Source organism: Bacillus sp. LBA3-1-1.1, from assembly GCF_040676495.1.
Lineage (GTDB): Bacteria > Bacillota > Bacilli > Bacillales > Bacillaceae_G > Bacillus_A > Bacillus_A nitratireducens.
On record NZ_JBEGIB010000012.1, the window covers coordinates 48,138 to 72,635 of the forward strand.

The 24,498-nt window shown below is 36.4% G+C and carries 27 protein-coding genes; 26 read left to right on the top strand and 1 reads right to left on the bottom strand.

The genetic code is table 11. From position 1 onward, the window contains the following. Positions 1-10: 10 nt before the first annotated feature. The 22 genes from spoIVA to MRBLBA3_RS11325 all read left to right on the top strand — a co-directional run bounded on the left by spoIVA (position 11) and on the right by MRBLBA3_RS11325 (position 19,923). Entirely contained in the window at positions 11-1,489 is a 1,479-nt protein-coding gene (gene spoIVA, locus MRBLBA3_RS11220) for a stage IV sporulation protein A (protein WP_000416521.1), read from the top strand. 297 nt (positions 1,490-1,786) lie between these two features. Beyond that, the gene (locus MRBLBA3_RS11225; RefSeq protein WP_001043860.1) at positions 1,787-2,059 is read left to right on the top strand and encodes an HU family DNA-binding protein; all 273 of its coding nucleotides are present in this window, start codon (positions 1,787-1,789) and stop codon (positions 2,057-2,059) included. A gap of 121 nt (positions 2,060-2,180) precedes the next feature. Continuing rightward, positions 2,181-2,750, top strand: a complete 570-nt coding sequence (gene folE / locus MRBLBA3_RS11230; RefSeq protein ID WP_001151482.1) for a GTP cyclohydrolase I FolE — start codon at positions 2,181-2,183, stop codon at positions 2,748-2,750. A gap of 271 nt (positions 2,751-3,021) precedes the next feature. Continuing rightward, complete coding sequence (locus MRBLBA3_RS11235) at positions 3,022-3,774, top strand: heptaprenyl diphosphate synthase component 1 (RefSeq protein ID WP_000332839.1); 753 nt, start codon at positions 3,022-3,024, stop codon at positions 3,772-3,774. Between the two features lie 29 nt (positions 3,775-3,803). Next, on the top strand, positions 3,804-4,517 hold the full coding sequence (locus MRBLBA3_RS11240) for a demethylmenaquinone methyltransferase (protein WP_097831722.1): 714 nt from the start codon (positions 3,804-3,806) through the stop codon (positions 4,515-4,517). Between the two features lie 31 nt (positions 4,518-4,548). Next, positions 4,549-5,511 carry a heptaprenyl diphosphate synthase component II gene (hepT, locus tag MRBLBA3_RS11245; RefSeq protein WP_000776069.1) on the top strand — a complete coding sequence of 321 codons (963 nt, stop codon included), beginning with the start codon at positions 4,549-4,551 and terminating at the stop codon, positions 5,509-5,511. Between the two features lie 124 nt (positions 5,512-5,635). Then, positions 5,636-6,082 (top strand): nucleoside-diphosphate kinase, encoded by a 447-nt coding sequence (gene ndk, locus MRBLBA3_RS11250; protein ID WP_000415879.1) that lies wholly within the window; start codon positions 5,636-5,638, stop codon positions 6,080-6,082. 302 nt (positions 6,083-6,384) lie between these two features. After that, positions 6,385-7,557, top strand: coding sequence for a chorismate synthase (aroC, locus tag MRBLBA3_RS11255; RefSeq protein ID WP_363381269.1), 1,173 nt, complete (start codon positions 6,385-6,387; stop codon positions 7,555-7,557). After that, positions 7,557-8,642, top strand: a complete 1,086-nt coding sequence (gene aroB, locus MRBLBA3_RS11260) for a 3-dehydroquinate synthase (RefSeq protein WP_000427693.1) — start codon at positions 7,557-7,559, stop codon at positions 8,640-8,642. Before aroC ends, aroB begins: the two co-directional genes overlap by 1 nt. Positions 8,643-8,759: 117 nt before the next feature. Beyond that, positions 8,760-9,872 carry a histidinol-phosphate transaminase gene (gene hisC / locus MRBLBA3_RS11265; protein WP_363381271.1) on the top strand — a complete coding sequence of 371 codons (1,113 nt, stop codon included), beginning with the start codon at positions 8,760-8,762 and terminating at the stop codon, positions 9,870-9,872. A 157-nt stretch (positions 9,873-10,029) separates the two neighbouring features. Further along, positions 10,030-11,304 carry a 3-phosphoshikimate 1-carboxyvinyltransferase gene (aroA, locus tag MRBLBA3_RS11270; protein ID WP_363381273.1) on the top strand — a complete coding sequence of 425 codons (1,275 nt, stop codon included), beginning with the start codon at positions 10,030-10,032 and terminating at the stop codon, positions 11,302-11,304. A gap of 109 nt (positions 11,305-11,413) precedes the next feature. After that, positions 11,414-12,676 carry a tetratricopeptide repeat protein gene (locus MRBLBA3_RS11275; protein WP_001178812.1) on the top strand — a complete coding sequence of 421 codons (1,263 nt, stop codon included), beginning with the start codon at positions 11,414-11,416 and terminating at the stop codon, positions 12,674-12,676. Positions 12,677-12,749: 73 nt separating this feature from the next. Then, positions 12,750-13,286, top strand: a complete 537-nt coding sequence (locus MRBLBA3_RS11280; RefSeq protein ID WP_001095921.1) for a ReoY family proteolytic degradation factor — start codon at positions 12,750-12,752, stop codon at positions 13,284-13,286. 135 nt (positions 13,287-13,421) lie between these two features. Next, the gene (locus MRBLBA3_RS11285; protein ID WP_139265888.1) at positions 13,422-13,895 is read left to right on the top strand and encodes a YpiF family protein; all 474 of its coding nucleotides are present in this window, start codon (positions 13,422-13,424) and stop codon (positions 13,893-13,895) included. Between the two features lie 144 nt (positions 13,896-14,039). Next, the gene (qcrA, locus tag MRBLBA3_RS11290; protein WP_001290419.1) at positions 14,040-14,552 is read left to right on the top strand and encodes a menaquinol-cytochrome c reductase iron-sulfur subunit; all 513 of its coding nucleotides are present in this window, start codon (positions 14,040-14,042) and stop codon (positions 14,550-14,552) included. Further along, entirely contained in the window at positions 14,553-15,227 is a 675-nt protein-coding gene (gene qcrB, locus MRBLBA3_RS11295; protein ID WP_000932700.1) for a menaquinol-cytochrome c reductase cytochrome b subunit, read from the top strand. Between the two features lie 43 nt (positions 15,228-15,270). Continuing rightward, on the top strand, positions 15,271-16,038 hold the full coding sequence (qcrC, locus tag MRBLBA3_RS11300; protein ID WP_000554601.1) for a menaquinol-cytochrome c reductase cytochrome b/c subunit: 768 nt from the start codon (positions 15,271-15,273) through the stop codon (positions 16,036-16,038). A 121-nt stretch (positions 16,039-16,159) separates the two neighbouring features. Beyond that, positions 16,160-16,750: a DUF1405 domain-containing protein gene (locus MRBLBA3_RS11305; protein ID WP_363381274.1), complete on the top strand. Its 591-nt coding sequence runs from the start codon at positions 16,160-16,162 to the stop codon at positions 16,748-16,750. 25 nt (positions 16,751-16,775) lie between these two features. After that, complete coding sequence (locus MRBLBA3_RS11310; RefSeq protein ID WP_000739732.1) at positions 16,776-17,462, top strand: TIGR01906 family membrane protein; 687 nt, start codon at positions 16,776-16,778, stop codon at positions 17,460-17,462. A 107-nt stretch (positions 17,463-17,569) separates the two neighbouring features. Beyond that, the gene (gene ypjB / locus MRBLBA3_RS11315; protein ID WP_242399756.1) at positions 17,570-18,355 is read left to right on the top strand and encodes a sporulation protein YpjB; all 786 of its coding nucleotides are present in this window, start codon (positions 17,570-17,572) and stop codon (positions 18,353-18,355) included. Between the two features lie 105 nt (positions 18,356-18,460). Continuing rightward, complete coding sequence (locus tag MRBLBA3_RS11320; protein WP_000499538.1) at positions 18,461-19,141, top strand: zinc metallopeptidase; 681 nt, start codon at positions 18,461-18,463, stop codon at positions 19,139-19,141. Positions 19,142-19,281: 140 nt separating this feature from the next. Then, positions 19,282-19,923: a uracil-DNA glycosylase gene (locus MRBLBA3_RS11325; RefSeq protein ID WP_363381659.1), complete on the top strand. Its 642-nt coding sequence runs from the start codon at positions 19,282-19,284 to the stop codon at positions 19,921-19,923. A 28-nt stretch (positions 19,924-19,951) separates the two neighbouring features. Here the strand turns inward: MRBLBA3_RS11325 and MRBLBA3_RS11330 are convergent, their stop codons facing one another. Then, positions 19,952-20,833, bottom strand: a complete 882-nt coding sequence (locus MRBLBA3_RS11330) for a YitT family protein (protein WP_000646622.1) — start codon at positions 20,831-20,833, stop codon at positions 19,952-19,954. A gap of 463 nt (positions 20,834-21,296) precedes the next feature. Between MRBLBA3_RS11330 and MRBLBA3_RS11335 the strand changes: the two genes are divergently transcribed. The 4 genes from MRBLBA3_RS11335 (at position 21,297) to mgsA (ending at position 24,487) form a co-directional block, all read left to right on the top strand. Further along, positions 21,297-22,652: a transposase gene (locus tag MRBLBA3_RS11335; protein WP_363381276.1), complete on the top strand. Its 1,356-nt coding sequence runs from the start codon at positions 21,297-21,299 to the stop codon at positions 22,650-22,652. 283 nt (positions 22,653-22,935) lie between these two features. After that, the gene (locus MRBLBA3_RS11340; protein WP_000387646.1) at positions 22,936-23,277 is read left to right on the top strand and encodes a nucleotide pyrophosphohydrolase; all 342 of its coding nucleotides are present in this window, start codon (positions 22,936-22,938) and stop codon (positions 23,275-23,277) included. After that, positions 23,277-24,077 carry a dihydrodipicolinate reductase gene (dapB, locus tag MRBLBA3_RS11345; RefSeq protein WP_000658792.1) on the top strand — a complete coding sequence of 267 codons (801 nt, stop codon included), beginning with the start codon at positions 23,277-23,279 and terminating at the stop codon, positions 24,075-24,077. Before MRBLBA3_RS11340 ends, dapB begins: the two co-directional genes overlap by 1 nt. 14 nt (positions 24,078-24,091) lie before the next feature. Beyond that, the gene (gene mgsA, locus MRBLBA3_RS11350; protein ID WP_000684753.1) at positions 24,092-24,487 is read left to right on the top strand and encodes a methylglyoxal synthase; all 396 of its coding nucleotides are present in this window, start codon (positions 24,092-24,094) and stop codon (positions 24,485-24,487) included. Positions 24,488-24,498 lie beyond the last annotated feature (11 nt).

The window sequence follows — 24,498 nt, forward strand, 5'->3', positions numbered from 1 at the left end:
AGGGAATCACTTGGAAAAGGTAGATATTTTTAAAGATATTGCGGAACGCACAGGCGGTGATATTTATTTTGGAGTTGTAGGAGCTGTTCGAACAGGGAAATCAACATTTATAAAAAAATTTATGGAACTTGTTGTTATTCCCAATATTGAAAATGAGTCAGACCGTCAAAGAGCGCAGGATGAACTGCCTCAAAGTGCTGCTGGTCGTACAATAATGACGACGGAACCGAAGTTTGTTCCAAACCAAGCGGTTTCTATCGAAGTAGATGAAGGTCTTGAAGTGAATATTCGATTAGTAGATTGTGTTGGATATACGGTTCCAGGAGCAAAAGGCTATGAAGATGAGAATGGTCCGCGTATGATTAATACTCCTTGGTATGAAGAGCCTATTCCATTCCATGAAGCTGCAGAAATCGGAACACGTAAAGTAATTCAAGAACATTCAACAATTGGTGTCGTTATTACAACAGATGGAACAATTGGTGAAATTCCAAGAAGAGATTATATAGAGGCAGAAGAACGCGTTGTAAATGAGTTAAAAGAAGTAGGAAAGCCTTTCATTATGATTATCAACACTGTACAGCCATATCATCCAGATACGGAGCAGTTACGTCAAAGTTTATCAGAAGAATATGATATCCCAGTAATTGCGATGAGTGTAGAGAGTTTAAGAGAAACAGATGTGTATAACGTACTTCGAGAAGCGTTATTCGAGTTCCCGGTTTTAGAAGTGAATGTAAACCTTCCGAGCTGGGTAATGGTGCTAAATGAAGGGCATTGGTTACGCCAAAGTTATCAGGAAGCGGTTCAAGAGACTGTAAAGGATATAAAACGTCTTCGTGATGTGGACCGTGTCGTTTGGCAGTTTAGTCAATATGAATTTATTGATCGAGCAAGTCTAGCTGGCATCGATATGGGGCAAGGTGTGGCAGAGATTGATTTATATGCGCCAGATGAATTGTATGATCAAATTTTAAAAGAAGTAGTAGGAGTAGAGATTCGAGGGAAAGATCATTTATTAAAGCTTATGCTTGATTTATCTCATGCGAAAACAGAGTATGACCAAGTGGCGGATGCCCTGCGTATGGTAAAACAAACCGGATATGGAGTAGCAGCGCCTGCATTAGCTGATATGAGCTTGGATGAGCCGGAAATTATTCGTCACGGTTCAAGGTTCGGTGTTAAATTAAAAGCGGTTGCGCCGTCTATTCATATGATTAAAGTGGATGTAGAATCAACATTTGAACCAATTATCGGTACTGAAAAACAGAGTGAAGAACTAGTTCGTTACTTGATGCAAGATTTTGAAGATGACCCGCTATCAATTTGGAATTCTGATATATTTGGGCGCTCTCTTAGCTCTATTGTTAGAGAAGGAATTCAAGCGAAGTTATCTCTAATGCCAGAAAACGCTCGTTATAAATTAAAAGAAACGCTAGAAAGAATTATTAATGAAGGATCTGGCGGATTAATTGCGATTATATTATAAGAAAAAATCCCTCTAATTGCAGAGGGATTTTTTTCTTTTTGGGTACGTAATAGAAAAATAAACAGTCATTATCTAATATTTTGTTGTAAATTGTCAAGTTTCATCAGAATTTCACATTTTAAGAGTAACAATTTCCTTAAAAATATTGAATTATAAAGGAGAATCGTATAATATAGGCGTTGATAATGATTTATCTACATCTTTGTAGTATAGAATTTGTAAAAATTGCCTACAAATGAAAGTAAGACTCATTTTATGATCATTATACAGTCTTATCTTTGGGAGGAGGTGAATGGCATGAACAAGACAGATTTAATCAATGCTGTTGCAGAAGCAAGTTCCCTTTCTAAAAAGGACGCAACAAAAGCAGTGGACGCTGTTTTTGATTCTATCTTAGAAGCTTTAAAACAAGGTGATAAAGTACAACTAATCGGATTCGGTAACTTCGAAGTTCGTGAGCGTGCGGCTCGTAAAGGTCGTAACCCACAAACAGGTGAGGAGATTGAAATCGCTGCAAGTAAAGTACCTGCATTCAAACCTGGTAAAGCGTTAAAAGATGCGGTTAAATAATCCTTACATATTAACAGGGAAGAAGAGTTTCCTTTTTGGAAACTCTTCTTTTTGCTTTTAAAAACATAAATATGCTAGAATGTGTTCGTATCACTTTTAGGTTTTTCGGGAGGGCTAGCGGATGGCAAAAGTTAATTTAGAACAAATTGAACACGCAGTACGTCTTATTTTAGAGGCAATCGGAGACGACCCAAATCGCGAGGGAGTACTTGATACACCGAAACGTGTTGCGAAAATGTACGCAGAAGTATTCTCAGGGATGCATGAGGATCCAAAAGAGCATTTACACAAAGTATTCGGAGAAGATCACGAAGAGCTTGTACTAGTAAAAGATATACCATTCTATTCGATGTGTGAGCATCATCTTGTTCCTTTTTATGGAGTTGCTCACGTTGCATATATTCCGCAAGGTGGAAAAGTAACGGGACTAAGTAAATTAGCTCGTACTGTAGACACAATTGCGCGTCGTCCGCAACTACAAGAACGTATTACATCAACAGTAGCTAACTCTATTATGGAAGTACTAGAGCCGCACGGTGTAATGGTAGTAGTAGAAGCAGAGCATATGTGTATGACGATGCGTGGTGTGAAAAAGCCTGGTGCAAAAACAGTAACGACTGCAGTGCGCGGCGTGTTAGAAAATGATGCAGCAGCACGTAGTGAGATTTTATCGTTTATTAAGACGAAGTAAAGAAAAGCGGGAAACTGCTTTTCTTTTTTTTATATGCAAAAAAATGATATATTTTTAGTATGAAAGAGCAAGAATATAAAGGTTGAAAATTATTTCTGCCTTTTGTGGAAATGAATGTTTGTAGTTGTTAGTGATGAAGATGATTCGTATGAATGAAAGTGGAGGCTGCATTCGGTGACAGTTTGGCAGAAGTAGCCAAGTTTTGGTTATAGAAAATAGAATGTATGTGTTATAATAAATTTTATGAATTAGAAAACAAGGGTGATTTTTTGTGTGTGACATCTACGGAGGGTATGCGGGTATTAAAGAGAAATTGATGGAGAAATTACGCCATCCTTATTTTATAAACTATATTGAAGAACCATTTATTGATGAAGAAAAAATAGCGCTGTTATACGGTGCATTAAAGGATGCAAATATACATAAAGAACAAATTGATCATTATGTAGTAACGATTATGCTTGTACAAATTGCTCTTGATACACATGAAAAAGTATCAAATAAAGCAAACGAAGAGACGAGTGGATTCCATAAGCGTCGTCAATTGACAGTGCTTGCAGGCGATTATTATAGTGGTCTATACTATTACTTATTGTCAATGAATTGTGATATTATCTTAATTCGCGCACTTGCTGAAGGAATTAAGGAGATTAATGAGCATAAAATTATGCTATATCAAAAAGCCCATGTGACGATTCAAGACATAATGGAAAGTGTAGTAATAATTGAATCTGCGCTGTTGCAAAAAACATGTGATCATTTTCATTTATCCAATTGGAAACCATATATAACTTATGTATTAGGAAAAAATCGTCTTCAAAAAGAGTGTCAATTGTATGCTGATAAACAAAATTCACCTGTTTTTCAAGCGGTTCAAAAAATCTCATTGGATGATGATAAAAATCTGAAAACAGTTATTAATGAATGGCTTATGGAAATGAAAAAGCAGGAAGAAAAATTTTTAGAGAATCATACAGAAGTTAATGAAATAATTTCTATGTTAAGAGATAAATCAAGGACATAAGCAACTTTACATTGGAAGAAGGTACGAGCATGCAACAATCAAAAGAAGAAAGAGTACATGACGTATTTGAGAAAATTTCTGATAAATACGATGTGATGAATTCTGTAATTAGTTTTCAAAGGCATAAGGTATGGCGCAAAGAAACGATGCAAATTATGGATGTGAAACCTGGGAGTAAGGCACTCGATGTTTGCTGCGGAACAGCTGATTGGACAATTGCGCTAGCAGGAGCTGTAGGAGAAAATGGAAAGGTTTACGGATTAGACTTTAGCGAAAATATGCTAGCTGTCGGTAAACAAAAGGTAGAAGCTTTAGAATTAAAGCAAGTAGAACTTATGCATGGAAATGCAATGGAACTTCCTTTTGAAGATAATACGTTTGATTATGTAACGATTGGTTTTGGGCTACGTAACGTTCCGGATTACATGCAAGTATTAAAAGAAATGACGCGTGTAGTAAAGCCTGGTGGAAAAGTAATTTGCTTAGAAACATCTCAACCAACAATGATTGGTTTTCGTCAAGGGTATGTCTTATACTTTAAATATATCATGCCGTTATTTGGAAAGATGTTTGCAAAAAGTTATAAAGAATATTCATGGCTTCAGGAATCCGCTAGTACATTCCCAGGGATGAAAGAGTTAGCGAGTATGTTTGAAGAAGCTGGGCTTAAGAATGTGCAAGTGAAACCATTTACTTTTGGTGTAGCAGCTATGCATTTAGGCTTTAAACCAGAATCAAAATAGAAAAAAGACGTTTTAGGTTAAGGTGAACAATATGAAGTTACAACTTATGTACTCTTTTTTACGATCGGATATTAATGTTATAGAAAAAGAATTGAAGAAGACAGTTGCTTCTGAGCAGCCGTTAGTAGAAGAAGCGGCATTACAGCTTATTGAAGCAGGTGGGAAGCGGATTCGCCCTGTTTTTGTTTTGCTTGCAGGGAAATTTGGTGATTATAAGTTAGATGCAATTAAGCATGTTGCGGTTGCATTAGAACTTATTCATATGGCTTCTCTTGTTCACGATGATGTCATTGATGCTGCGTTTTTACGACGCGGTAGCGCGACAGTGAATGCGAAATGGGGAGATCGTATTGCAATGTATACAGGAGACTACTTGTTTGCGAAGTCTCTTGAATGTATAACAAATATAGAAATTCCAGATGCACATCAGGCACTATCTCATACAATTTTAGAAGTTTGTAAAGGTGAAATCGAACAAATTAAAGATAAGTATAACTATGATCAAAATTTAAGAACGTATTTAAGAAGGATAAAACGAAAAACAGCATTATTAATCGCTGCGAGTTGTCAGTTAGGAGCGATTGCTGCTGGTGCTAATCGTGATACTGTAAATCGTCTATTTTGGTATGGATATTTTGTTGGTATGTCTTATCAAATTATTGATGATATTTTAGATTTCGTATCGACAGAAGAGAAGCTTGGAAAGCCTGCTGGTGGTGATTTACTACAAGGTAACATTACATTACCTGCTTTGTATGCCATGGAAGATCCAGTTCTTCGTGAGAAAATTATTTCTGTGAATGAAAATACAGCAGCAAGTGAAATGAAAGAAATTATTGATGATATTAAAGCGAGCGAAGCTATTGATAAAGCATTTTCGTTTAGTGAACGTTATTTACATAAAGCATTAGAAATAATAAAACCACTCCCACGTGGACAGGCGAAGTATGCTTTGCAAAATGTCGCAAAGTATATTGGAAAACGAAAATTTTAGTGTTTTTTCTAAAAAATAAAATAATCTCTCTATTTCAAAACTATTGCACAATTGTGATAAGGGTGTTAATATGTGTGTGGGGATATACAATTACATACATAATTCAGAAGTGGAGAGATTTTTTATGGAAAAAACATTTCTAATGGTAAAACCAGACGGTGTACAACGTGCCTTCATTGGGGAAATTGTAGCTCGTTTTGAGAAAAAGGGCTTTCAATTAGTTGGTGCAAAATTAATGCAAGTGACTCCTGAAATTGCTGAACAACACTACGGTGAGCATAAAGAAAGACCTTTCTTTGGTGAATTAGTAGACTTTATTACATCTGGCCCTGTATTCGCGATGGTATGGCAAGGTGAAGGTGTAGTAGATACAGCACGTAATATGATGGGTAAAACACGACCACATGAAGCTGCTCCTGGAACAATTCGTGGAGATTTTGGTGTAACTGTTGCGAAAAACATTATCCACGGTTCGGATTCTTTAGAAAGTGCAGAGCGCGAGATTGCTATTTTCTTTAAGGAAGAAGAATTAGTAGACTACTCAAAATTAATGAATCAATGGATTTACTAATTATTTTAAAATAATTTGTAAACGCTTTAATAACTGTGATAATAGTAAAAAGTGCAAGAAGAATAGGGGTATTCTTCTTGCACTTTTTTTATTTTGATTTGTTACGAAGTTAGGACTGTTATGATATATTGGTATGTAAAGTAAAAGGTATAACGTTATGAAAATGATAGGATGATTACAAGTAGGATAAAGCAAGTAGTCGATTTACTATATAATTTCAATGTTTTCTTATAGAATGATGAAAGATACCATTGCTACTTTATGTAGCGGGATAAATACATATGCGAAAAGAGGAATAACGTATGCGATATATTACAGCTGGTGAATCCCACGGTCCGCAACTTACGACAATTTTAGAAGGTGTTCCGGCAGGATTATCTTTAGTAGCGAATGATATAAATGAAGAATTAGCTAGAAGACAAAAAGGATATGGACGCGGTAGACGCATGCAAATTGAGAAAGACCAAGTGCAAATTGTAAGTGGTGTTAGGCATGGGAAGACGATGGGATCTCCAATTGCACTTGTTGTTGAAAATCGTGATTTCACCCATTGGACAAAGGTTATGGGCGCAGAGCCGTTAACTGAGCAGGAAGAGAAAGAAATGAAAAGGCAAGTTACGAAACCTAGACCTGGACACGCAGATTTAAATGGTGCGATTAAATATGGTCATAGAGATATGAGAAATGTATTAGAGCGTTCTTCAGCACGTGAAACGACAGTTCGTGTTGCAGCTGGTGCAGTTGCAAAAAGGATATTAGCAGAATTAGGTATACAAGTAGCGGGACATGTTATCGAAATTGGTGGTGTACAGGCAGAAAATATTACGTATAACTCTATTGCGGAATTACAAAGTACTACAGAAGCATCTCCTGTACGTTGTTTAGATGAAGAAGCAGGTAAAAAGATGATGCAAGCAATTGATGATGCGAAGGCAAATGGTGATTCTATCGGCGGTATTGTTGAAGTAGTTGTAGAAGGTATGCCAATTGGAGTAGGTAGCTATGTACATTATGATAGAAAATTAGATGCAAAATTAGCAGCGGCAATTATGAGTATTAACGCTTTTAAAGGTGTTGAAATTGGAATTGGTTTTGAAGCTGCGCATAGACCTGGAAGTGAAGTGCATGATGAAATCCTTTGGGATGAAGTGCAAGGGTACAGAAGAAAAACGAACAATGCAGGTGGAGTAGAAGGTGGTATGACAACTGGTATGCCGGTTATTGTGCGTGGTGTGATGAAACCGATACCGACATTATATAAACCGCTTCAAAGTATTGATATTGATACGAAAGAACCTTTTACAGCGAGTATTGAACGTTCAGATAGTTGTGCAGTACCGGCAGCTAGCGTTGTGGCTGAAGCTGTTGTCGCTTGGGAGCTCGCGACATCTTTAATTGAACAATTTGGATTAGATCGTATCGATCTTATACGTGAAAATATTGAGAAACATAATGAATATGCGAGGGGATTTTAATGGAGAACATACATATTCAAACGAAATCAAAAGAATATGATGTACATGTTGGAAAAGAAGCGTTGTCACAGTTAACAACGCTTATTCAAAAGATGAATCCTGCTGTATCTAACATAATGATCATTTCTGATGAAGCTGTTTCATCACGACATTTACAGACCGTTGTTGATGCATTACAAGTAGAGCAGGACGTGTTTTCGTTTGTTGTACCGAGTGGCGAAAAAGAGAAGTCTTTTGAAAATTTTTATGCGGCTCACACTTCGGCTCTTGAAAATAAATTAGATAGAAATTCTTTAATTATCGCACTTGGAGGCGGAATGATTGGGGATTTAGCTGGCTTTGTTGCCGCGTCGTTTATGCGTGGTATTCGCTTTGTCCAAGTTCCAACGACTTTATTAGCTCACGATAGCGCGGTAGGCGGGAAAGTAGCAATTAATCATCCACTAGGAAAAAATATGATTGGTGCATTTCATCAGCCAGAAGCTGTTGTATATCATACGCCATTTTTACATTCACTTCCTGAAAAAGAGTGGAGATCAGGTTATGCAGAAGTGATAAAGCATGCTCTTATTGGTGATGTAAAGCTATATCATTGGTTAAAAGAAGAAGTGCAAACATTAACGGATCTTCGTGATGAAAAATTAATTCACATATTAACGAAGGCGATTCCTGTAAAAGCGAACATTGTGTCGCAAGACGAAACAGAAAAAGGTGTACGGGCCCATTTGAATTTTGGGCATACGTTAGGACATGCTCTTGAAAAAGAGTTAGGATATGGAAATATTACTCACGGTGACGGAGTAGCGGTTGGGATGTTATTTGCCTTATTTTTAAGTGAGCAAGTGTACAAGGTTGATCTTGCTTATGAAGAGATGAAGCAGTGGTTCTTGAAATACGGCTATCCGAAAATGCCAAGTGATTTGAATGTAGAACGCCTCGTTCAACTGATGAAACAAGATAAGAAAGCGAATGCAGGAACAATTCATATGGTACTTATGCAGGAATATGGGGTAGTGAATGTCGTATCTATTTCAGATGAGACTGTTCATATTGCGTTAGAAGCATTTCAAAAAGATATGGTCTAGAAAAGTTGTAGAACAGGTATGAAATGCATATGTAGAGGTATTCTCGTAATGGTGACGGTTATGATTAAAGGTGACAGTAAGGAATTATAAATCATATCAATGACTGGGGGAAGAAAAGTGAGAGTAAAAGAGCAATTGTTAACTTTGAGAGCATATGTACCTGGGAAAAATATTGAAGAAATAAAAAGAGAATATGGATTGTCAAAAATTGTGAAGTTAGCGTCGAATGAAAATCCATTTGGCTGCTCTGCGCGTGTGACAGAAGCATTAACTTCGTTAGCCAATCAATATGCACTCTACCCGGACGGGGGGGCTTTTGAGCTTCGGGAGAAAGTAGCAGAGCATTTAGGTGTAAAAGCGGAACAACTGCTATTTGGTAGTGGATTAGATGAGGTCATTCAAATGATTAGCCGTGCATTACTACATGAAGGAACAAATGTTGTAATGGCAAATCCTACGTTCTCGCAATACCATCACCATGCTGTTATTGAAGGAGCGGAAGTTCGGGAAGTACCACTTGAAAATGGTATTCACAATTTAGATGCAATGTTACAGCAAGTAGATGAGAAAACGAAGATTGTATGGATTTGTAACCCGAATAACCCGACAGGTACATATGTAGAAAAACAAAAATTACTTTCATTTTTAGAATCAGTTCCAAAGTCAGCGCTCGTTATTATGGACGAAGCATATTATGAATACGCTGGGGCAGAAGATTATCCGCAAACATTGCCTCTTCTTGAAAAATACGAAAATCTTATGGTGCTACGCACATTCTCAAAAGCATATGGATTAGCTGCTTTTCGTATTGGATATGCGATTGGGGATGCAAAGCTTATAGGGCAGCTAGAGGTAGCGAGACTGCCATTTAACACATCAACTATCGCCCAGGCGGTAGCATTAGCGGCAATAGAGGATCAACAGTTTTTACAAGATTGTGTGAAGAAAAATACCGAAGGATTAAATCAATATTATGCATTTTGTAAGGAATATAACGTGTTCTATTATCCATCCCAAACGAATTTCATTTTCTTGAAACTCGGTATACCTGGTAATGAAGCTTTCGAACGATTAATGAAAAAAGGATATATCGTTCGCTCTGGTGCAGCATTTGGTATGCATGATGGTATTCGTATTACTGTTGGATTAAAAGAAGAAAATGATGAGATTATTGAATTGCTTACGGAACTTGTAAAAGAACAAGTGAAGAAAGAAGAAACGTATTCTTAAGAAATAGTGAAGGCTCCTATTACAGGGGTCTTTTTCATTTGAGCTGCAATAAGGGGAGTTGTTTGCACGTTCAAGAAATAAAACGTTACAATAGAAGTAGACGTATAAGAAGAACTATTGTACATATAACTTATTTAAAATGTGAGGAGGATACAGTTTGAAACTAGTAGGACGAAAAAATAGTTTGAATGGGAAAATTGTTGTTCCAGGAGATAAATCTATTTCGCATCGCTCTGTTATGTTTGGGGCGATAGCAGAAGGGACGACGAAGGTATCAAATTTTTTATTAGGAGAAGATTGTTTAAGTACAATTGCATGTTTTCAAAAACTAGGTGTCAAGATTGAACAGAGTGGTAACGATGTCACGATTTACGGTAAAGGATTACATAATTTACAAGAACCGAAAGAAGTATTAGATGTGGGGAATTCAGGGACGACTATTCGTCTTATGCTTGGGATTTTAGCTAATACGCCGTTCCATAGTACGATAATCGGTGATACATCAATTGGAAAACGTCCTATGAAACGTGTTACAGAACCGCTTAGTATGATGAACGCTCAAATCGACGGTAGAGAAAATGGACAATATACACCTTTATCTATTCGTGGTGGAAAGGTGAAAGGTATGCATTATCATTCACCAGTAGCAAGTGCACAAGTGAAATCAGCAGTTTTACTTGCAGGTTTGCAAGGAGAAGGTGTAACTACAGTAACAGAGCCTATGCAGTCTCGTGATCATACAGAAAGGATGTTACGTGCATTTGGGTGTACAGTAGATGTTAATGAACGTACCGTGTCATTACAAGGTGGTCAACAACTGAAAGGAGCAGACATAGAAGTTCCAGGGGATGTTTCTTCAGCTGCATTTTTCTTAGTAGCTGGTGCAATTGTTCAAAATAGTAAGCTTGTATTGGAAAATGTCGGTTTAAATCCAACGCGAACAGGGATTTTAGATGTTTTAACAAAGATGGGTGCACTTATTTCTATCGATAATATGAGAAATGAAGAGTTTGAACCGTGCGGGGATATTACGATTGAAACATCGAAACTAAAAGGAATAGAGATTGGCGGATCGCTTATTCCGAGATTAATTGATGAAATTCCTGTAATTGCTTTATTGGCAACACAGGCAGAGGGAATTACCGTTATCAAAGACGCTGAGGAGTTAAAAGTAAAAGAAACAAATCGTATCGATACTGTTGTGGATGAGTTAGGAAAATTAGGTGCGAAAATTGAAGCTACACCAGATGGTATGATTATATACGGTAAACAAAATTTAAAAGGAAATACCGTTAATAGTCACGGCGATCATCGTATTGGGATGATGCTAGCAATCGCATCTTGTATTATAGATGGAGAAGTAAAAATAGAGAATAGTGATGCGGTCGCTGTATCGTATCCGAACTTTTTTGAACAATTAGCTGCGCTATAAGAGAAAGCATAGGAAGAGGCAGTTCATCCAAAAGGTTGCGTTCTTACATTTAGTTGCTTATGATAAATGAACAGAAGAGAAATATTTTTTTGAATTAAAGGAGACGTTTATGCAAAATTTTGAACAAGCTGTTTCTTATATTGAAAACGGTGAAGCAGAAAAAGGATTACAATTATTAAAAGAACAACTACGAGTTGCTAATGATGAAGAGAAGTATGATATTGCTCGTTACTATCATACACTTGGGTTTATGGATGAGGCGTTAGCAATTATAGATGATTTACGCTTGCTATATCCGGAAGAAAGTGAGTTTACGCTATTTTTAGCAGAATTATATATTGATTTAGATAAAGAAGATGAAGCGATCGAGGTACTTCATGATATTCCAGAAAATGATGATTTATATGTTCAATCGCTATTACTTGTTGCGGATTTATTCCAAATGCAAGGTTTTGATGATGTAGCTGAACAAAAACTATTAAAGGCAAAAGAAATGATGCCAGACGAACCTGTTATTACGTTTGGATTAGCAGAATTATATAGTAGTAAAGGTGAAGAGCAAAAGGCGATTACTTATTATGAATCGTTACTAGCAGAACATAAAGTTATGGGTGGTGTTGTCATTGCTCTTCGTCTAGCAGAAACTTTAAGTGCGATTGGAAACTGGGAAGAGGCGATCTCTTACTATGAAGCTGGGCTAGAGGAGCAAAAAGATATTCACTCGTTATTTGGATATGCTTTCACTTTATATCAAGGGGAAGAATATCAAAGAGCAATTGGTGCTTGGCAAGAATTAAAAGAATTAGATCCTGAGTACGCTTCTTTATACATGTATTTAGCGAAAAGCTATGAAAAAGAAGGTATGCTTCAAGAAAGCTATGAAACACTTCACGAAGGAATTAAGGTTGATGAGCTTTCGGTTCCTTTTTATGTAGAATTAGCGAACATTTCAGCGAAATTAGGTAAAATAGCGGAGGCTGAAGAAGTGCTTCAAAAGGCGCTTGAGCTAGACCCAGGACATTTAGGCGCGACATTAAAATATGCGTATATTTTAAAAGAACAAGAGAAATATGAAGAGCTAATTGCAGTTGTGGAGCGTACAATTGACAGTGGAGAACCAGATACACAACTACTTTGGGATCTTGCATTTGCAAAAAAACAATTAGAAATGTATTCTGATGCATTAAAACACTATGAAAGTGCATATACTTCTTTTAAGAATCATCCAGATTTCTTGGAAGAGTACGGTTATTTCTTATTGGAAGAAGGAATGCGAAAAGAGGCGAAAGAAGTATTTACTCAGTTAATACAACTAGACCCGACACAAATTCATATTGAAGAATTGTTATATAATTTAGAGGATTTTTCGTAAGTTGGAAGGAAACTGAATGCCGCTTCTTGAATCTAAAAAGAAAAGAGAAAGACAGAGGAGGGACTTAATCGCTATGAATACCCCTGTTTCTGTAAACGAGAAGAAGGACTTTGTAAAATGGTTTTTGAATAATTACCAACTGAAACAGCGTGAATGTGTATGGATTTTGAATTATTTAATGAGTCACGATCAATTAATGCATAAAGTCCACTTCGTAGAACATGCAAAATATTGTCCACGTGGCTTAGTGATGTCAGCGAATTGTGTGAAAGACACACCGTTTCACTTTTTCAAACAAAATGTAATGACAACAGATGCAGAAAAGTCGTTTCATGATATTCGTTTGAATCGAGATGAGGATATTTATATTCAACTTAATTTTAAGTCATCGTTCCAAAATGCAAATTATGTAGCTGTATTAGAAGAAAACCCATATTTGCCAAAGCACATTGAAGTGAATGAAAAAGATCGATTGCTTGCAGAACGATTTTTAGAAGAAAGTGTATTCTCATTTAGAAGAGATCGTCTTTTGAAACAAATTGATGAAGCCTTGGATAAGCAAGATAAGGAAGCGTTTCATAAGTTAACAGCAGAGTTAAAAACGTTATAGAATTCATTTTAATTATTAAATCTTTACAAATTTCGGTCTTTTTAAGAAAAACTACCTAATAAATAGGTAGTTTTTCTTTTTTTACCTCTTTTAGTATGGTTTAATATATATAAAGTGAAAGTTCTGTCATTTCGAATGAGGGAGGGAAGAAATTTGAAATGGATTGTAAAAGATGTGGAACAGTTTGAGCAAGCAAGAGAGTATGTAGATACAGGGATTATACCCCTTTTGTCTATTTCGACAGCAAAAGAAATGAAAATGGTTGTAGAACAAGGTGAATTTATTGAGGCTTTGAGTATGGAGCTGGAAAGGGAGTATAAAGGAAGAGTGCTTTTACTGCCCGCATTTACGTATTTAGTAGAGAGCCAAAAGAACGAAAAAGATCGTTTGCAAGAATGGACAAATCATTTGCAAAGACAAGGTTTTAAGCATATTGCCTATGTGACAAGTGATTTTTCATGGAAAGAAGATATGCAAGAGTTGCAGGGGGATTTATTTTGGTTTCCATCGTTATCATTAGAGCAATTTAGTGACCAGGCGAAAAGAGAGGTTATTCGTGCCCACATAAAAAATATTATGGTAATGTTGGAAGAAAGATGGGTAAAATAATAATAAACAGAAAGTTCTTATTATTATGAGTAGTATGATATTGACCTATACAAGAGGGTATTATATCATGATAGTGTCCTAGTTTTTATTTTTTATATAATATTTTCACGAGGGGACAATTTCTGATAGAGGGGGGAAATTTTCGTGAGCGAGAAAGAACATCGTGTGTCAAGAAGACAATTTTTAAATTACACACTTACAGGGGTAGGAGGCTTTATGGCAGCGGGTATTTTAATGCCGATGACGCGGTTTGCGCTTGATCCGGTGTTAAGAAAAGAAGCGGGAACAGATATGGTTGCTGTTGCACAAGTAAAGGATATTACAACAGAACCGAAGCGCTTCGATTTTAAGGTGAAGCAGGTTGACGGATGGTACAAGTCTGAAGAGCCAAAATCTGCTTGGGTGCATAAAGATGAAAGCGGAGACATCGTTGCATTTTCTCCAGTGTGTAAACATTTAGGTTGTACAGTGAACTGGAATTCGGACAAAGCACATCCTAATCAATTCTTTTGCCCATGTCACGGGGGACGTTACACAAAAGATGGGATGAACATTAAAGGCACACCGCCTCTTGCTCCGCTTGACGTATACGAATCCAAAGTAAAAGATGGAACACTTTATTTAGGAAAAGCGAAGCCAAAAGGGGGTGCAAAGTAGATGTTAAATAAAATTTATGATTGGGTGGACGAACGTTTAGATATTACACCGATATGGCGTGATATAGCTGATCATGAAGTACCTGAGCATGTTAACCCGGCGCATCACTTTTCTGCATTCGTCTATTGCTTTGGAGGACTTACCTTTTTCGTTACCGTAATTCAAATTTTGTCTGGAATGTTTTTAACGATGTATTATGTGCCTGATATTAAAAATGCTTGGGAATCGGTTTACTATTTACAAAATGAAGTTGCATACGGGCAAATTGTTCGTGGTATGCACCACTGGGGCGCTAGTCTCGTAATTGTAATGATGTTTTTACATACACTCAGAGTCTTCTTCCAAGGTGCGTATAAAAAGCCTCGTGAGTTAAACTGGATTGTTGGTGTTCTTATTTTCTTTGTTATGTTAGGTCTTGGTTTTACCGGATATTTATTACCATGGGATATGAAAGCGTTATTTGCTACGAAAGTAGGGATTCAAATCGCAGAGCAAACGCCGCTCATTGGTCCTTATATTAAAACATTACTCGCTGGTCATTCCGAAATTGTTGGCGCTCAAACATTAACTCGCTTCTTTGCTATTCACGTCTTCTTCTTACCAGCAGCACTTCTAGGTTTAATGGCCTTCCACTTCATCATGATTCGCAAACAAGGTATTTCCGGTCCGTTATAAGAGATTGCTAAATTAAAGGGGAAAGAACAAAAGGAGGGAGATTATGCATCGCGGCAAAGGGATGAAGTTTGTAGGAGATTCTCGAGTACCAGTAGCTCGGAAACCAAATATTCCAAAAGATTATTCGGAATATCCAGGGAAAACAGAAGCGTTTTGGCCAAATTTCTTGTTAAAAGAATGGATGGTTGGTGCAGTTTTTTTAATCGGTTATTTATGTTTAACAGTGGCGCATCCGTCACCGCTTGAGAGAATGGCGGATCCTACAGATGCAGGGTATATACCACTTCCAGATTGGTATTTCTTATTCTTGTATCAGTTATTAAAGTATTCGTATGCTTCAGGCTCATTTACTGTAATTGGAGCATTTATCATGCCTGGGATTGCGTTTGGAGCATTACTGTTAGCTCCATTTCTTGACCGAGGCCCAGAAAGACGCCCGTTGAAACGGCCTGTGGCAACTGGATTTATGCTTTTAGCAATTGCATCAATTATCTTTTTAACTTGGGAATCTGTAGCGCACCACGACTGGGAAGCTGCAAAAAAACAAGGAGCAATTGTAAAAACAGCACCAGTTGATAAAAATGATGACGGCTACAAGTTAATGCAAAAAAATACTTGTTTAACATGTCATGGTGACAATTTACAGGGCGGGGCGGCAGCACCGGCTTTGCAAAACTTAACTTTAAAGCCAGAAGAAATCGCTAAAATTGCGAAAGATGGAAAAGGTTCAATGCCTAAAGGGGTATTTAAAGGTACAGATGAAGAACTGAAAAAGCTTTCGGAATTCGTTGCAAAGTATAATAAAAAATAATCGAAAAGCTGACTACAAAATCTGTAGTCAGCTTTTTATTTTGATGAAGGAAAGTTTGCTATATAATAGAGTAGAGTTCGATGAAAGAATTACTTTGTTTGAAAGGTGTTGGACATGCAGCTTGGTTTACTTGTATGCAATGTTAAGGCAACGTTCGGTACTATTAGTTTTATTGGTTGTTAACATATTAGGTACAATTTACGGATTCATATGGTATGGAAATCAATTAAAAGAAACCTCACCTATATTTTGGCCGTTTGTACCAGATAGTCCTATGGCGAGTCTCTTTTTTGTCTTTGTTCTAATTGCTTTTTTGATAAAGAAGAACTGGGGATTAATAGAGGCGTTAGCGATAGTTACTTTAATAAAATATGGTATTTGGGCTGTTGTTGTAAATGGGGTTATGATTTATGTAAAAGGCCCTATTGGTCTTATGGGATATATGTTAATGTTATCTCATTTTGCAATGGCGGTGCAGGGAGTGTTATATGCTCCGTTTTATCGGATAAAAAAATGGCATTTCATTGTAGCTGGTATATGGACGTTACATAATGATGCAATTGATTATTTATTTTGGCAAATGCCGAGATACGGAATTATGCATTTGTTTGTAGAGAAAATTGGTTATTTTACGTTTTGGCTAAGTATTGCTGTACTGTGTATCACATATTATTATTGCTTACGTGAGAACCGAAAACAGTTTTCTTTATGATGGTGAGGACATTTAGGGGGAGAAAATGAAGAAAAATAAGAGTGGTATAAACATATTGGATCGATTGATCACTTTAGTTGTTTCATATAGCATAGCATTTTCTATTTTCGCTCTCGCGACAATGGTAGTTGTATATGGAAAATGGCTGTATTATTTTGAAATTGATTTCTTAAATATTCCAGACTTAGCGGATATGACGAAAGATGAAATTAAAAGAAACTATGATGTGCTTATTACATATTTATCTCCGTTTTATGAAGGTGCATTACAATTGCCGACATTAGACATGTCTACAAATGGTCGCATTCATTTTGTGGATGTTAAAAATATTTTAGTAAAGATTCAATATATAATGTATGGAACGATTGTAATTGCTTTATTAGGAGGAACGTATTTACTAAAAAAGAAAAAAGAAAAGTTTTTACTTCACGGAGCGATTCTTACAATTCTTTTTCCGATAGCTCTTACGTTACCGATTGCCATTGATTTTGAAAAGAGTTTCGTATTATTTCATAAGCTTTTATTTAGTAATGATTATTGGATGTTTGATATTGAAACAGATCCGATTATTTTAATGTTACCGGAAGAATTCTTTATGCATGCTGCATGTATTATTTTATTATTGATTTTAAGTGGAAGCATACTTTGTTACGGTGTGTATAAATATTTAGTGAAAAAGAAAAGGGTTTCAAAGAAAAAATTCTCTGTTTAAAGAGAATTTTTTTGTTTTCATAGAGATAATATATTTTTTGATTTTGTTCTGTTCTATTCTTGTCCAACTCCACATATTTTGTACTAGTAGTTATAGGGGGGACCGGGATGAAGAGAACATTAATTGGACTGATAGCATTTCTAATTATAATGTTTCCAGTACGTATATATGCTGAAGAGTGGAGTGAACTAACTGGATTGCTAGATGACTCTTTACAGTTAGTAAAGAAAAATGAAGATGAGAAGGCAATACAAGTACTGCACCATTTCTCAGAGCAGTTTCTATCAAAGGAAAATGAAAAAAATTCAAAAGTAACTCCGGGACAAATTAGAGTCGTTTCTTTGGCGTACGACAGGGCGAAACAATCTCTCGCGGAAGATTTAGATAAGCAAGTTAAAGTTGATAATATGTTAGCGTTACAACTTGCTGTTGATGCACAAGTATCTAAATATCAGCCACTTTGGATGGAAAGAGAAAGAAAGATAATGGATGCTTTTTCTCAAGTAGAAAAAGCGATGAAAAAAGAAGATGATGGACAGTTCCAACAGACGCTAAATACATTTTTAAATGAATTTAATATTATTTATCCGAGTTTAATGATTGCCCTGCCAGAAAACGAAGCACAGCGTGTAAATGCACATTTATCTTATTTGGATGAATTTCGTAACGTTATGTTAAAAACGAAAGGTGGACAAATGCAACTAGGGATTATTAAAGGTGATTTGCAAAAAATATTTCATACAGTAAAAAAAGATGAGATTGCTCCCTCTCTCATTTGGTTTATGACTATTACTGGAGGACTTATTTTGTTCACTTTAACGTATGTTGGATGGAGAAAGTATAAAGGCGACAGAGAGAAACGGAGAAGTAACTTGCATTCTAAAGATAGATAATGTGTATAAATAAAGATACGGATTGTAAGGTTTATTTATTGACAATGGTGTAAGAAAAAAATAGAATGAGAAGTACTATAATTAAAACTTCAATGGAGGTTTATGATGTTTTATTTAATTTACTTCGCGATCATTTTGATCATACCGTTGTATGCACAGTCAAAAGTACGTAGTGCCTATAGCAAGTATTCACAAGTTTATTCAACTTCAGGTATGACAGGAGCGGAAGTTGCTCGGAAAATTTTAGATGAAAATGGATTGTACAATGTAGCTGTAGAAGAAACGCCGGGTCATTTATCGGACCATTACGATCCAACTGCAAAAACAGTTCGATTATCAACAGATAACTATTATGGACATTCAGTTGCTGGTACAGCTGTAGCAGCACACGAAGTAGGACATGCAATTCAAGATGCGAAAGATTATAACTTCATGCGTGTACGCCATTCGTTAGTGCCAGTTGCTAATTTTGGTTCAAACATGTCATGGGTTTTTGTACTAATTGGTGTATTTGCACAAATGTCTGGTTTGTTGTTACTAGGAATTATTTTAATGGCAGCAGGTGTTATTTTCCAACTTGTTACATTACCAGTTGAATTTGATGCATCAAAACGTGCAATGCAACAAATTGAAGCACTTGGTATCGTATCGACAGATGAGTACGGTCAAGCTCGTAAAGTATTAAATGCGGCAGCATTAACATATGTAGCAGCAGCTGCTGTAGCAGTATTTGAATTATTACGCCTTGTATTAATTTATACTGGTATGCAGCGTAGCGACGATTAAAGACTATCAATTATGATAGTCTTTTTTTTGTTTCGTGGAATGAATCTTATAACATGTTACAAATGGAAATAATAGAAATAATATGGGGTATAGAACTATTTAAAAAAGTAAGTATCTAATGTTGAAAGAAGGTGACAGACATAGAATATCCAGAGCATTTAGTTAAACAAGTGAGGGAGCGAAGTGCTACATACCAATTAGAAGGTTTTTTAAGTGGACAGGGTCCTAGAGATCCGAAATTAATGCTTGTTGGAGAAGCGCCTGGTGAAACGGAAATTCATAATGGTATCCCGTTTAGCGGGAGAGCCGGAAAACATTTAATGGAGTTTTTAGAACGTATTCACGTTACAAGGGAAGAGGTATATATTACGAGTGCGGTTCGGAGTAGACCTTATAAATGGCGAGAGAAAAGGGAACGAAATGGCGAAATAATACAGAAGAAGTACAATAGAACACCAAATCAAGGAGAAATACTAGCTCATGCACCTTTGTTAGACTATGAGTTGGAACTTATACATCCGCCTGTTATTGTGACACTTGGTAATATTGCATTACAGCGTTTAGTTGGTAAAAATAATAAAATTACGAGTGTTCATGGTGAATTGTTAAAGCAACCCGTGCAGCAATTGAAAGATAGTAGCGATACAGAGTTTATATGGACAGAAAAAGAATATTATATTTTTCCGACCTTTCATCCAGCTTCAATTTTTTATAATCGGAGTTTATTGGAGCTTATTTATGAGGATTTGGAGGAACTTAAAAGGTTTGTAATAAAAAACTAGAAAAGCTAAAGAGCTTTTCTAGTTGAATTTAATTATGTAACGGATTTTTATTTTCATCTAGTGTAAATCCTTCGCCAACGACATCATGTACATCACTTACAGCAACAAAGGCGTGAGGGTCTACAGAAGTGATGATATTTTTTAATTTCACGATTTCGTTTTTTGCAACGACACAATATAGTACATTTCGTTCAACTTTTGTATAGGATCCAACTGCTTTTAAAAAGGTAGCTCCGCGCTCCATTTCTGATAAAATTTTTGCAGCAATTTCATCGTTTTTATCAGAAATAATAGTTGCTCCTTTTGCTGCATAAGCTCCTTCTTGCATAAAATCAATAACTTTAGCCCCGATAAACACAGCAACTAACGTATACATGCCCTCGCGGTATGATAAATATGTAAGAATAGAGACAATAATAACGACCGCATCAAACATAAACATCGTTTTTCCCATACTCCAGCCAACATATTTGTGGGCTAATCTTGCGATAATATCAACGCCACCAGTAGTCCCGCCATATTTAAATATAATTCCAAGTCCTATACCGATAAATGCCCCTGCGAATAAAGCAGCCAGTGTCATATCATTTTGCAAGTTTAAATGTAAGTTGAGTACTTCGTAGCGCTGGAAAATCCATAGGAATAAAGATACGCTAAATGTACCGATTAATGTATATAAAAATGTTGTTCGGCCGAGTAACTTCCAACCAATAAAAAATATAGGGATATTTAAAATTAAGTTTGTATAGGAAGGGTCAAGCGAAAATAGAAAATATAATAATAGCGTAATACCGGTAAACCCACCCTCTGCAAGATGGTTTTCAATATTGATATTTACAATACCGAAAGAAAAAATAGCGGAACCGATTAAAATAAAAATGATATTTCGAATCTTCAAGTTTGCTTTCATATAGAAATCCCCCTAATTATGTAGATTGCATTGCTCCGCTGATACGGTAAAACATAATGATAAGTAATTTCTAGTTGTTAGTAAAAATAGTGCAGGCTGTAAAATCGCAAAAGAAAGTTTCACTTTATTCCTTTAGGCAAGAAGATTCCATCTGATTTGTGTTACGGGTGAAACCCAACAATTAAGGTGGAGAGGAATTGCCGTCAGAAGGTAGACCAAACACTTTTTTTCGTTCATAACAATTTTTTTGAGGGCGAATATTTGTTTCTTTTTATCTTACGATATAATCTGTCGTAGATAAAGAGGGAATATATCGTAAGAAAACGAAATTGGATAATAATAATCATTCGGTTACTTGAATCAAAAGGAATCACGATGAAGACTATGTTCACATTTTGTTCCGTTCAGTTCCAATATTGATTTGTCAATAGTAATGAACCTTCTAAGAAAGGTGGTGAAAACAATGGCTAAAAAGAAAGCAGTGAAAGTATTACGTAAACAAAAGAAAAGTGAAAACCTGCAACGATTCACTCAAAAACAAAATATCGGACGAGCTTGCCTTACTGCGAAAGAATTCCGTTTACTGCAACGCATGTCACATAGTTCAAAAGCATTGCGAAATGTTGGATTGTACACGATTAAACAAAATTATTTGAACCATAATAAAATGGCTACTGTAAAAGAAGTAGACACTGCTATGCAAGCCGATATGAACTACTCGGGCATTCAATCAAACTCTGTTCAAGCGATTCGTAGAGCCTTATTTACAGAAGTGAAGAGCTTTTTTAAAGCATGGGAACAGTGGAAGAAAAAACCTGAAACCTACACAGGTCGTCCTAAGTTTCCGAATTATTCTCGTTCAACTGACAAACGTATCATTGAAATCTATCAAGTTCCAAAAGTGGATGATAACGGGTATTGGATGATTCCGATGAATGTTGCATTTAGAAAAAAATTCGGTTCCATTAAAATACGTATGCCTAAAAACTTAAGAAATAAAAAAATCTCCTACATTGAGATTGTGCCGAAGCAAAAAGGCCGGTTCTTTGAGGTGCATTACACATATGAAATGCACGTTTCTCAAATGAAGAAACACTCCACGACTACTAGTAACGCTTTGAGTTGCGATTTAGGTGTAGATCGGTTATTAAGTTGCGTAACAAATACAGGTGATGCATTTTTAATTGATGGAAAAAAATTAAAATCCATTAACCGGTATTTCAACAAAATGATACGTAATCTACAACTGAAAAATGTGGAAAATGGACTTTCTAAACGCGTTGTAACGAACAAAATGGCTGCACTTTGGCATAAACGGGAAAGACAAATAAATGGTTACATTTCACAAACTGTAGGCCTGTTGTTCAAAAAAGTGAAAGAATGCAACATAGATACAGTTGTCGTAGGGTATAACGCTGGTTGGAAACAAAAATCTGATATGGGAAAAAGGAATAATCAAACATTTGTTCAAATCCCATTTCATAAACTGGTTGCCGCAATTGAGAATAAATGTGTAAAAGAAGGCATCCGATTTTTGAAACAAGAAGAAAATTATACTTCAAAAGCCAGTTTCCTAGACAAAGATAGGATTCCTGTTTGGTCTAAGGATGATAGGACACATTATAGATTTAGTGGCAAACGAATCACTCGTGGTCTGTACCAAAGTAAAGCAGGCACATGTATCCATGCTGATATTAATGGTGCATTGAATACATTGCAAAAATCAAAAGTTGTAGAATTGGATGGCAATCTTAAAGTGAAAACGCCGGTTCTATTAGAAGTACAAAAACGTAAGGCTGTTGCTTCGTGCATAGCTTAGTGGGTGCGTCAACCATCCATGTGTACTCGACTTGTCGGGGCTTGTAGCACACGCCGGAGTCATCTGAGTGGTGGCTTCTTCCATAAGGAAGAACTGCTCTTGATAGACGAAAAGACCTAGCGTTCTAACTCAAGCCTCTACTGAAACGTTTCAACTCAGTGGGAGGAGTTGACTATAGTCTATCCAAAAAAGGGTAGCAAATATGTGTTTTGCGGGGAATAATATTTGTCAAATCGCGATGAATTGGCTAACATGAAAGAGGAAGGAATAAGAGGTGACTAGTATGGAAGCAAAAACGATGAAAGATATGCAGAAGGAAGTAGATGCATATATCGGTCAATTTAAAGAAGGTTATTTTAGTCCGCTTGCAATGATGGCTCGTTTAACGGAAGAAATGGGAGAGCTTGCAAGAGAGGTTAATCATTATTATGGTGAGAAACCGAAGAAAACGACTGAGATAGAACGCAGTATTGAAGAAGAGCTTGGAGATGTATTATTTGTTATGATTTGTATGGCAAATAGTTTAAATATTGATTTAGAAACAGCGCATAACATTGTAATGGAAAAATTTAATACACGTGATAAAGATCGCTGGACACGTATTGATGAGGGAGAGAAAGAATAATGAAAGAAATTAAAGTAATTATCGCTGGACCAAGAGGGCGTATGGGACATGAAGCAGTCCTTCTAATGGAAAGAACAGCGCATTTCAATTTAGTAGCAGCAATTGATTATAAGCATGGCGGAGAAAAAATTTCTGATTTACCTGGAATGCCAGCGCTAGATGCACCTATTTACGCGGATTTACATACTTGTTTAGATGAAGTAGAAGCAGATGTATTGTTAGATTTAACAACACCAGAAATTGGAAAGAAACACGTGACACTTGCAGTTGAACGTGGGCTTCGATCTGTTATTGGTACAACTGGATTTACTGAAGAAGAACTAAAGCAATTAACAGAAAATGCAAAAGAAAAAGAAGTAGGAACAATTATCGCTCCAAACTTTGCAATTGGTGCAGTTCTTATGATGAAATTTTCACAAATGGCAGCGAAGTACTTCCAAGATGTTGAAGTAATTGAATTACACCATGACCAAAAATTAGACGCACCATCAGGTACGGCTGTAAAAACAGTAGAATTAATCCGTCAAAATCGTGTGCCAAAAGAGCAAGGACACCCTAATGAAACAGAACAATTAGAAGGAGCACGTGGTGCAAATGTAGACGGTATTCACATTCATAGCGTACGTCTACCAGGGCTTATTGCACACCAAGAAGTCATGTTCGGCGGAGATGGACAAATGTTAACAGTTCGTCATGATTCATTCAATCGTGCATCATTTATGTCAGGTGTAAAACTATCAATTGAAACAGTAATGAACCTTGATCATCTTGTGTACGGTTTAGAAAATATTATCGACTAAAGGGGAGACAACGGATGAAAATTGCCTTAATCGCACATGACAAAAAGAAAGATGATATGGTTTCGTTTGCGTACGCATATAAACCAATCTTTGAAAAACATGAACTTTTTGCAACAGGAACGACAGGCCTTCGTATTATGGAGGCAACTGGTTTAGTTGTAACAAGATATCAATCTGGTCCTCTTGGTGGCGACCAAGAAATTGGTGCTATGATTGCAAAAAATGAGATGGATATGGTGATTTTTTTCCGGGATCCACTAACAGCGCAGCCGCATGAACCTGATGTCAATGCGTTACTTCGTTTATGTGATGTATACGCCATCCCACTAGCAACGAATATGGCAAGTGCTGAAATGCTAATGCATGCATTAGAGCGGGGAGATTTAGATTACCGAAAGTTAAGAAAATGAGGGGAACAATT

Excerpts from the sequence above, each read along its gene's own strand:
- MRBLBA3_RS11225 (WP_001043860.1), top strand. The coding sequence starts at position 1,787 with ATGAACAAGACAGATTTAATCAATGCTGTTGCAGAAGCAAGTTCCCTT.
- folE (WP_001151482.1), top strand. The coding sequence starts at position 2,181 with ATGGCAAAAGTTAATTTAGAACAAATTGAACACGCAGTACGTCTTATT.
- MRBLBA3_RS11240 (WP_097831722.1), top strand. The coding sequence starts at position 3,804 with ATGCAACAATCAAAAGAAGAAAGAGTACATGACGTATTTGAGAAAATT.
- hepT (WP_000776069.1), top strand. The coding sequence starts at position 4,549 with ATGAAGTTACAACTTATGTACTCTTTTTTACGATCGGATATTAATGTT.
- ndk (WP_000415879.1), top strand. The coding sequence starts at position 5,636 with ATGGAAAAAACATTTCTAATGGTAAAACCAGACGGTGTACAACGTGCC.
- aroC (WP_363381269.1), top strand. The coding sequence starts at position 6,385 with ATGCGATATATTACAGCTGGTGAATCCCACGGTCCGCAACTTACGACA.
- aroB (WP_000427693.1), top strand. The coding sequence starts at position 7,557 with ATGGAGAACATACATATTCAAACGAAATCAAAAGAATATGATGTACAT.
- MRBLBA3_RS11275 (WP_001178812.1), top strand. The coding sequence starts at position 11,414 with ATGCAAAATTTTGAACAAGCTGTTTCTTATATTGAAAACGGTGAAGCA.
- MRBLBA3_RS11280 (WP_001095921.1), top strand. The coding sequence starts at position 12,750 with ATGAATACCCCTGTTTCTGTAAACGAGAAGAAGGACTTTGTAAAATGG.
- MRBLBA3_RS11285 (WP_139265888.1), top strand. The coding sequence starts at position 13,422 with ATGAGGGAGGGAAGAAATTTGAAATGGATTGTAAAAGATGTGGAACAG.
- qcrB (WP_000932700.1), top strand. The coding sequence starts at position 14,553 with ATGTTAAATAAAATTTATGATTGGGTGGACGAACGTTTAGATATTACA.
- qcrC (WP_000554601.1), top strand. The coding sequence starts at position 15,271 with ATGCATCGCGGCAAAGGGATGAAGTTTGTAGGAGATTCTCGAGTACCA.
- MRBLBA3_RS11310 (WP_000739732.1), top strand. The coding sequence starts at position 16,776 with ATGAAGAAAAATAAGAGTGGTATAAACATATTGGATCGATTGATCACT.
- ypjB (WP_242399756.1), top strand. The coding sequence starts at position 17,570 with ATGAAGAGAACATTAATTGGACTGATAGCATTTCTAATTATAATGTTT.
- MRBLBA3_RS11320 (WP_000499538.1), top strand. The coding sequence starts at position 18,461 with ATGTTTTATTTAATTTACTTCGCGATCATTTTGATCATACCGTTGTAT.
- MRBLBA3_RS11330 (WP_000646622.1), bottom strand. The coding sequence starts at position 20,833 with ATGAAAGCAAACTTGAAGATTCGAAATATCATTTTTATTTTAATCGGT.
- MRBLBA3_RS11335 (WP_363381276.1), top strand. The coding sequence starts at position 21,297 with ATGGCTAAAAAGAAAGCAGTGAAAGTATTACGTAAACAAAAGAAAAGT.
- MRBLBA3_RS11340 (WP_000387646.1), top strand. The coding sequence starts at position 22,936 with ATGGAAGCAAAAACGATGAAAGATATGCAGAAGGAAGTAGATGCATAT.
- dapB (WP_000658792.1), top strand. The coding sequence starts at position 23,277 with ATGAAAGAAATTAAAGTAATTATCGCTGGACCAAGAGGGCGTATGGGA.
- mgsA (WP_000684753.1), top strand. The coding sequence starts at position 24,092 with ATGAAAATTGCCTTAATCGCACATGACAAAAAGAAAGATGATATGGTT.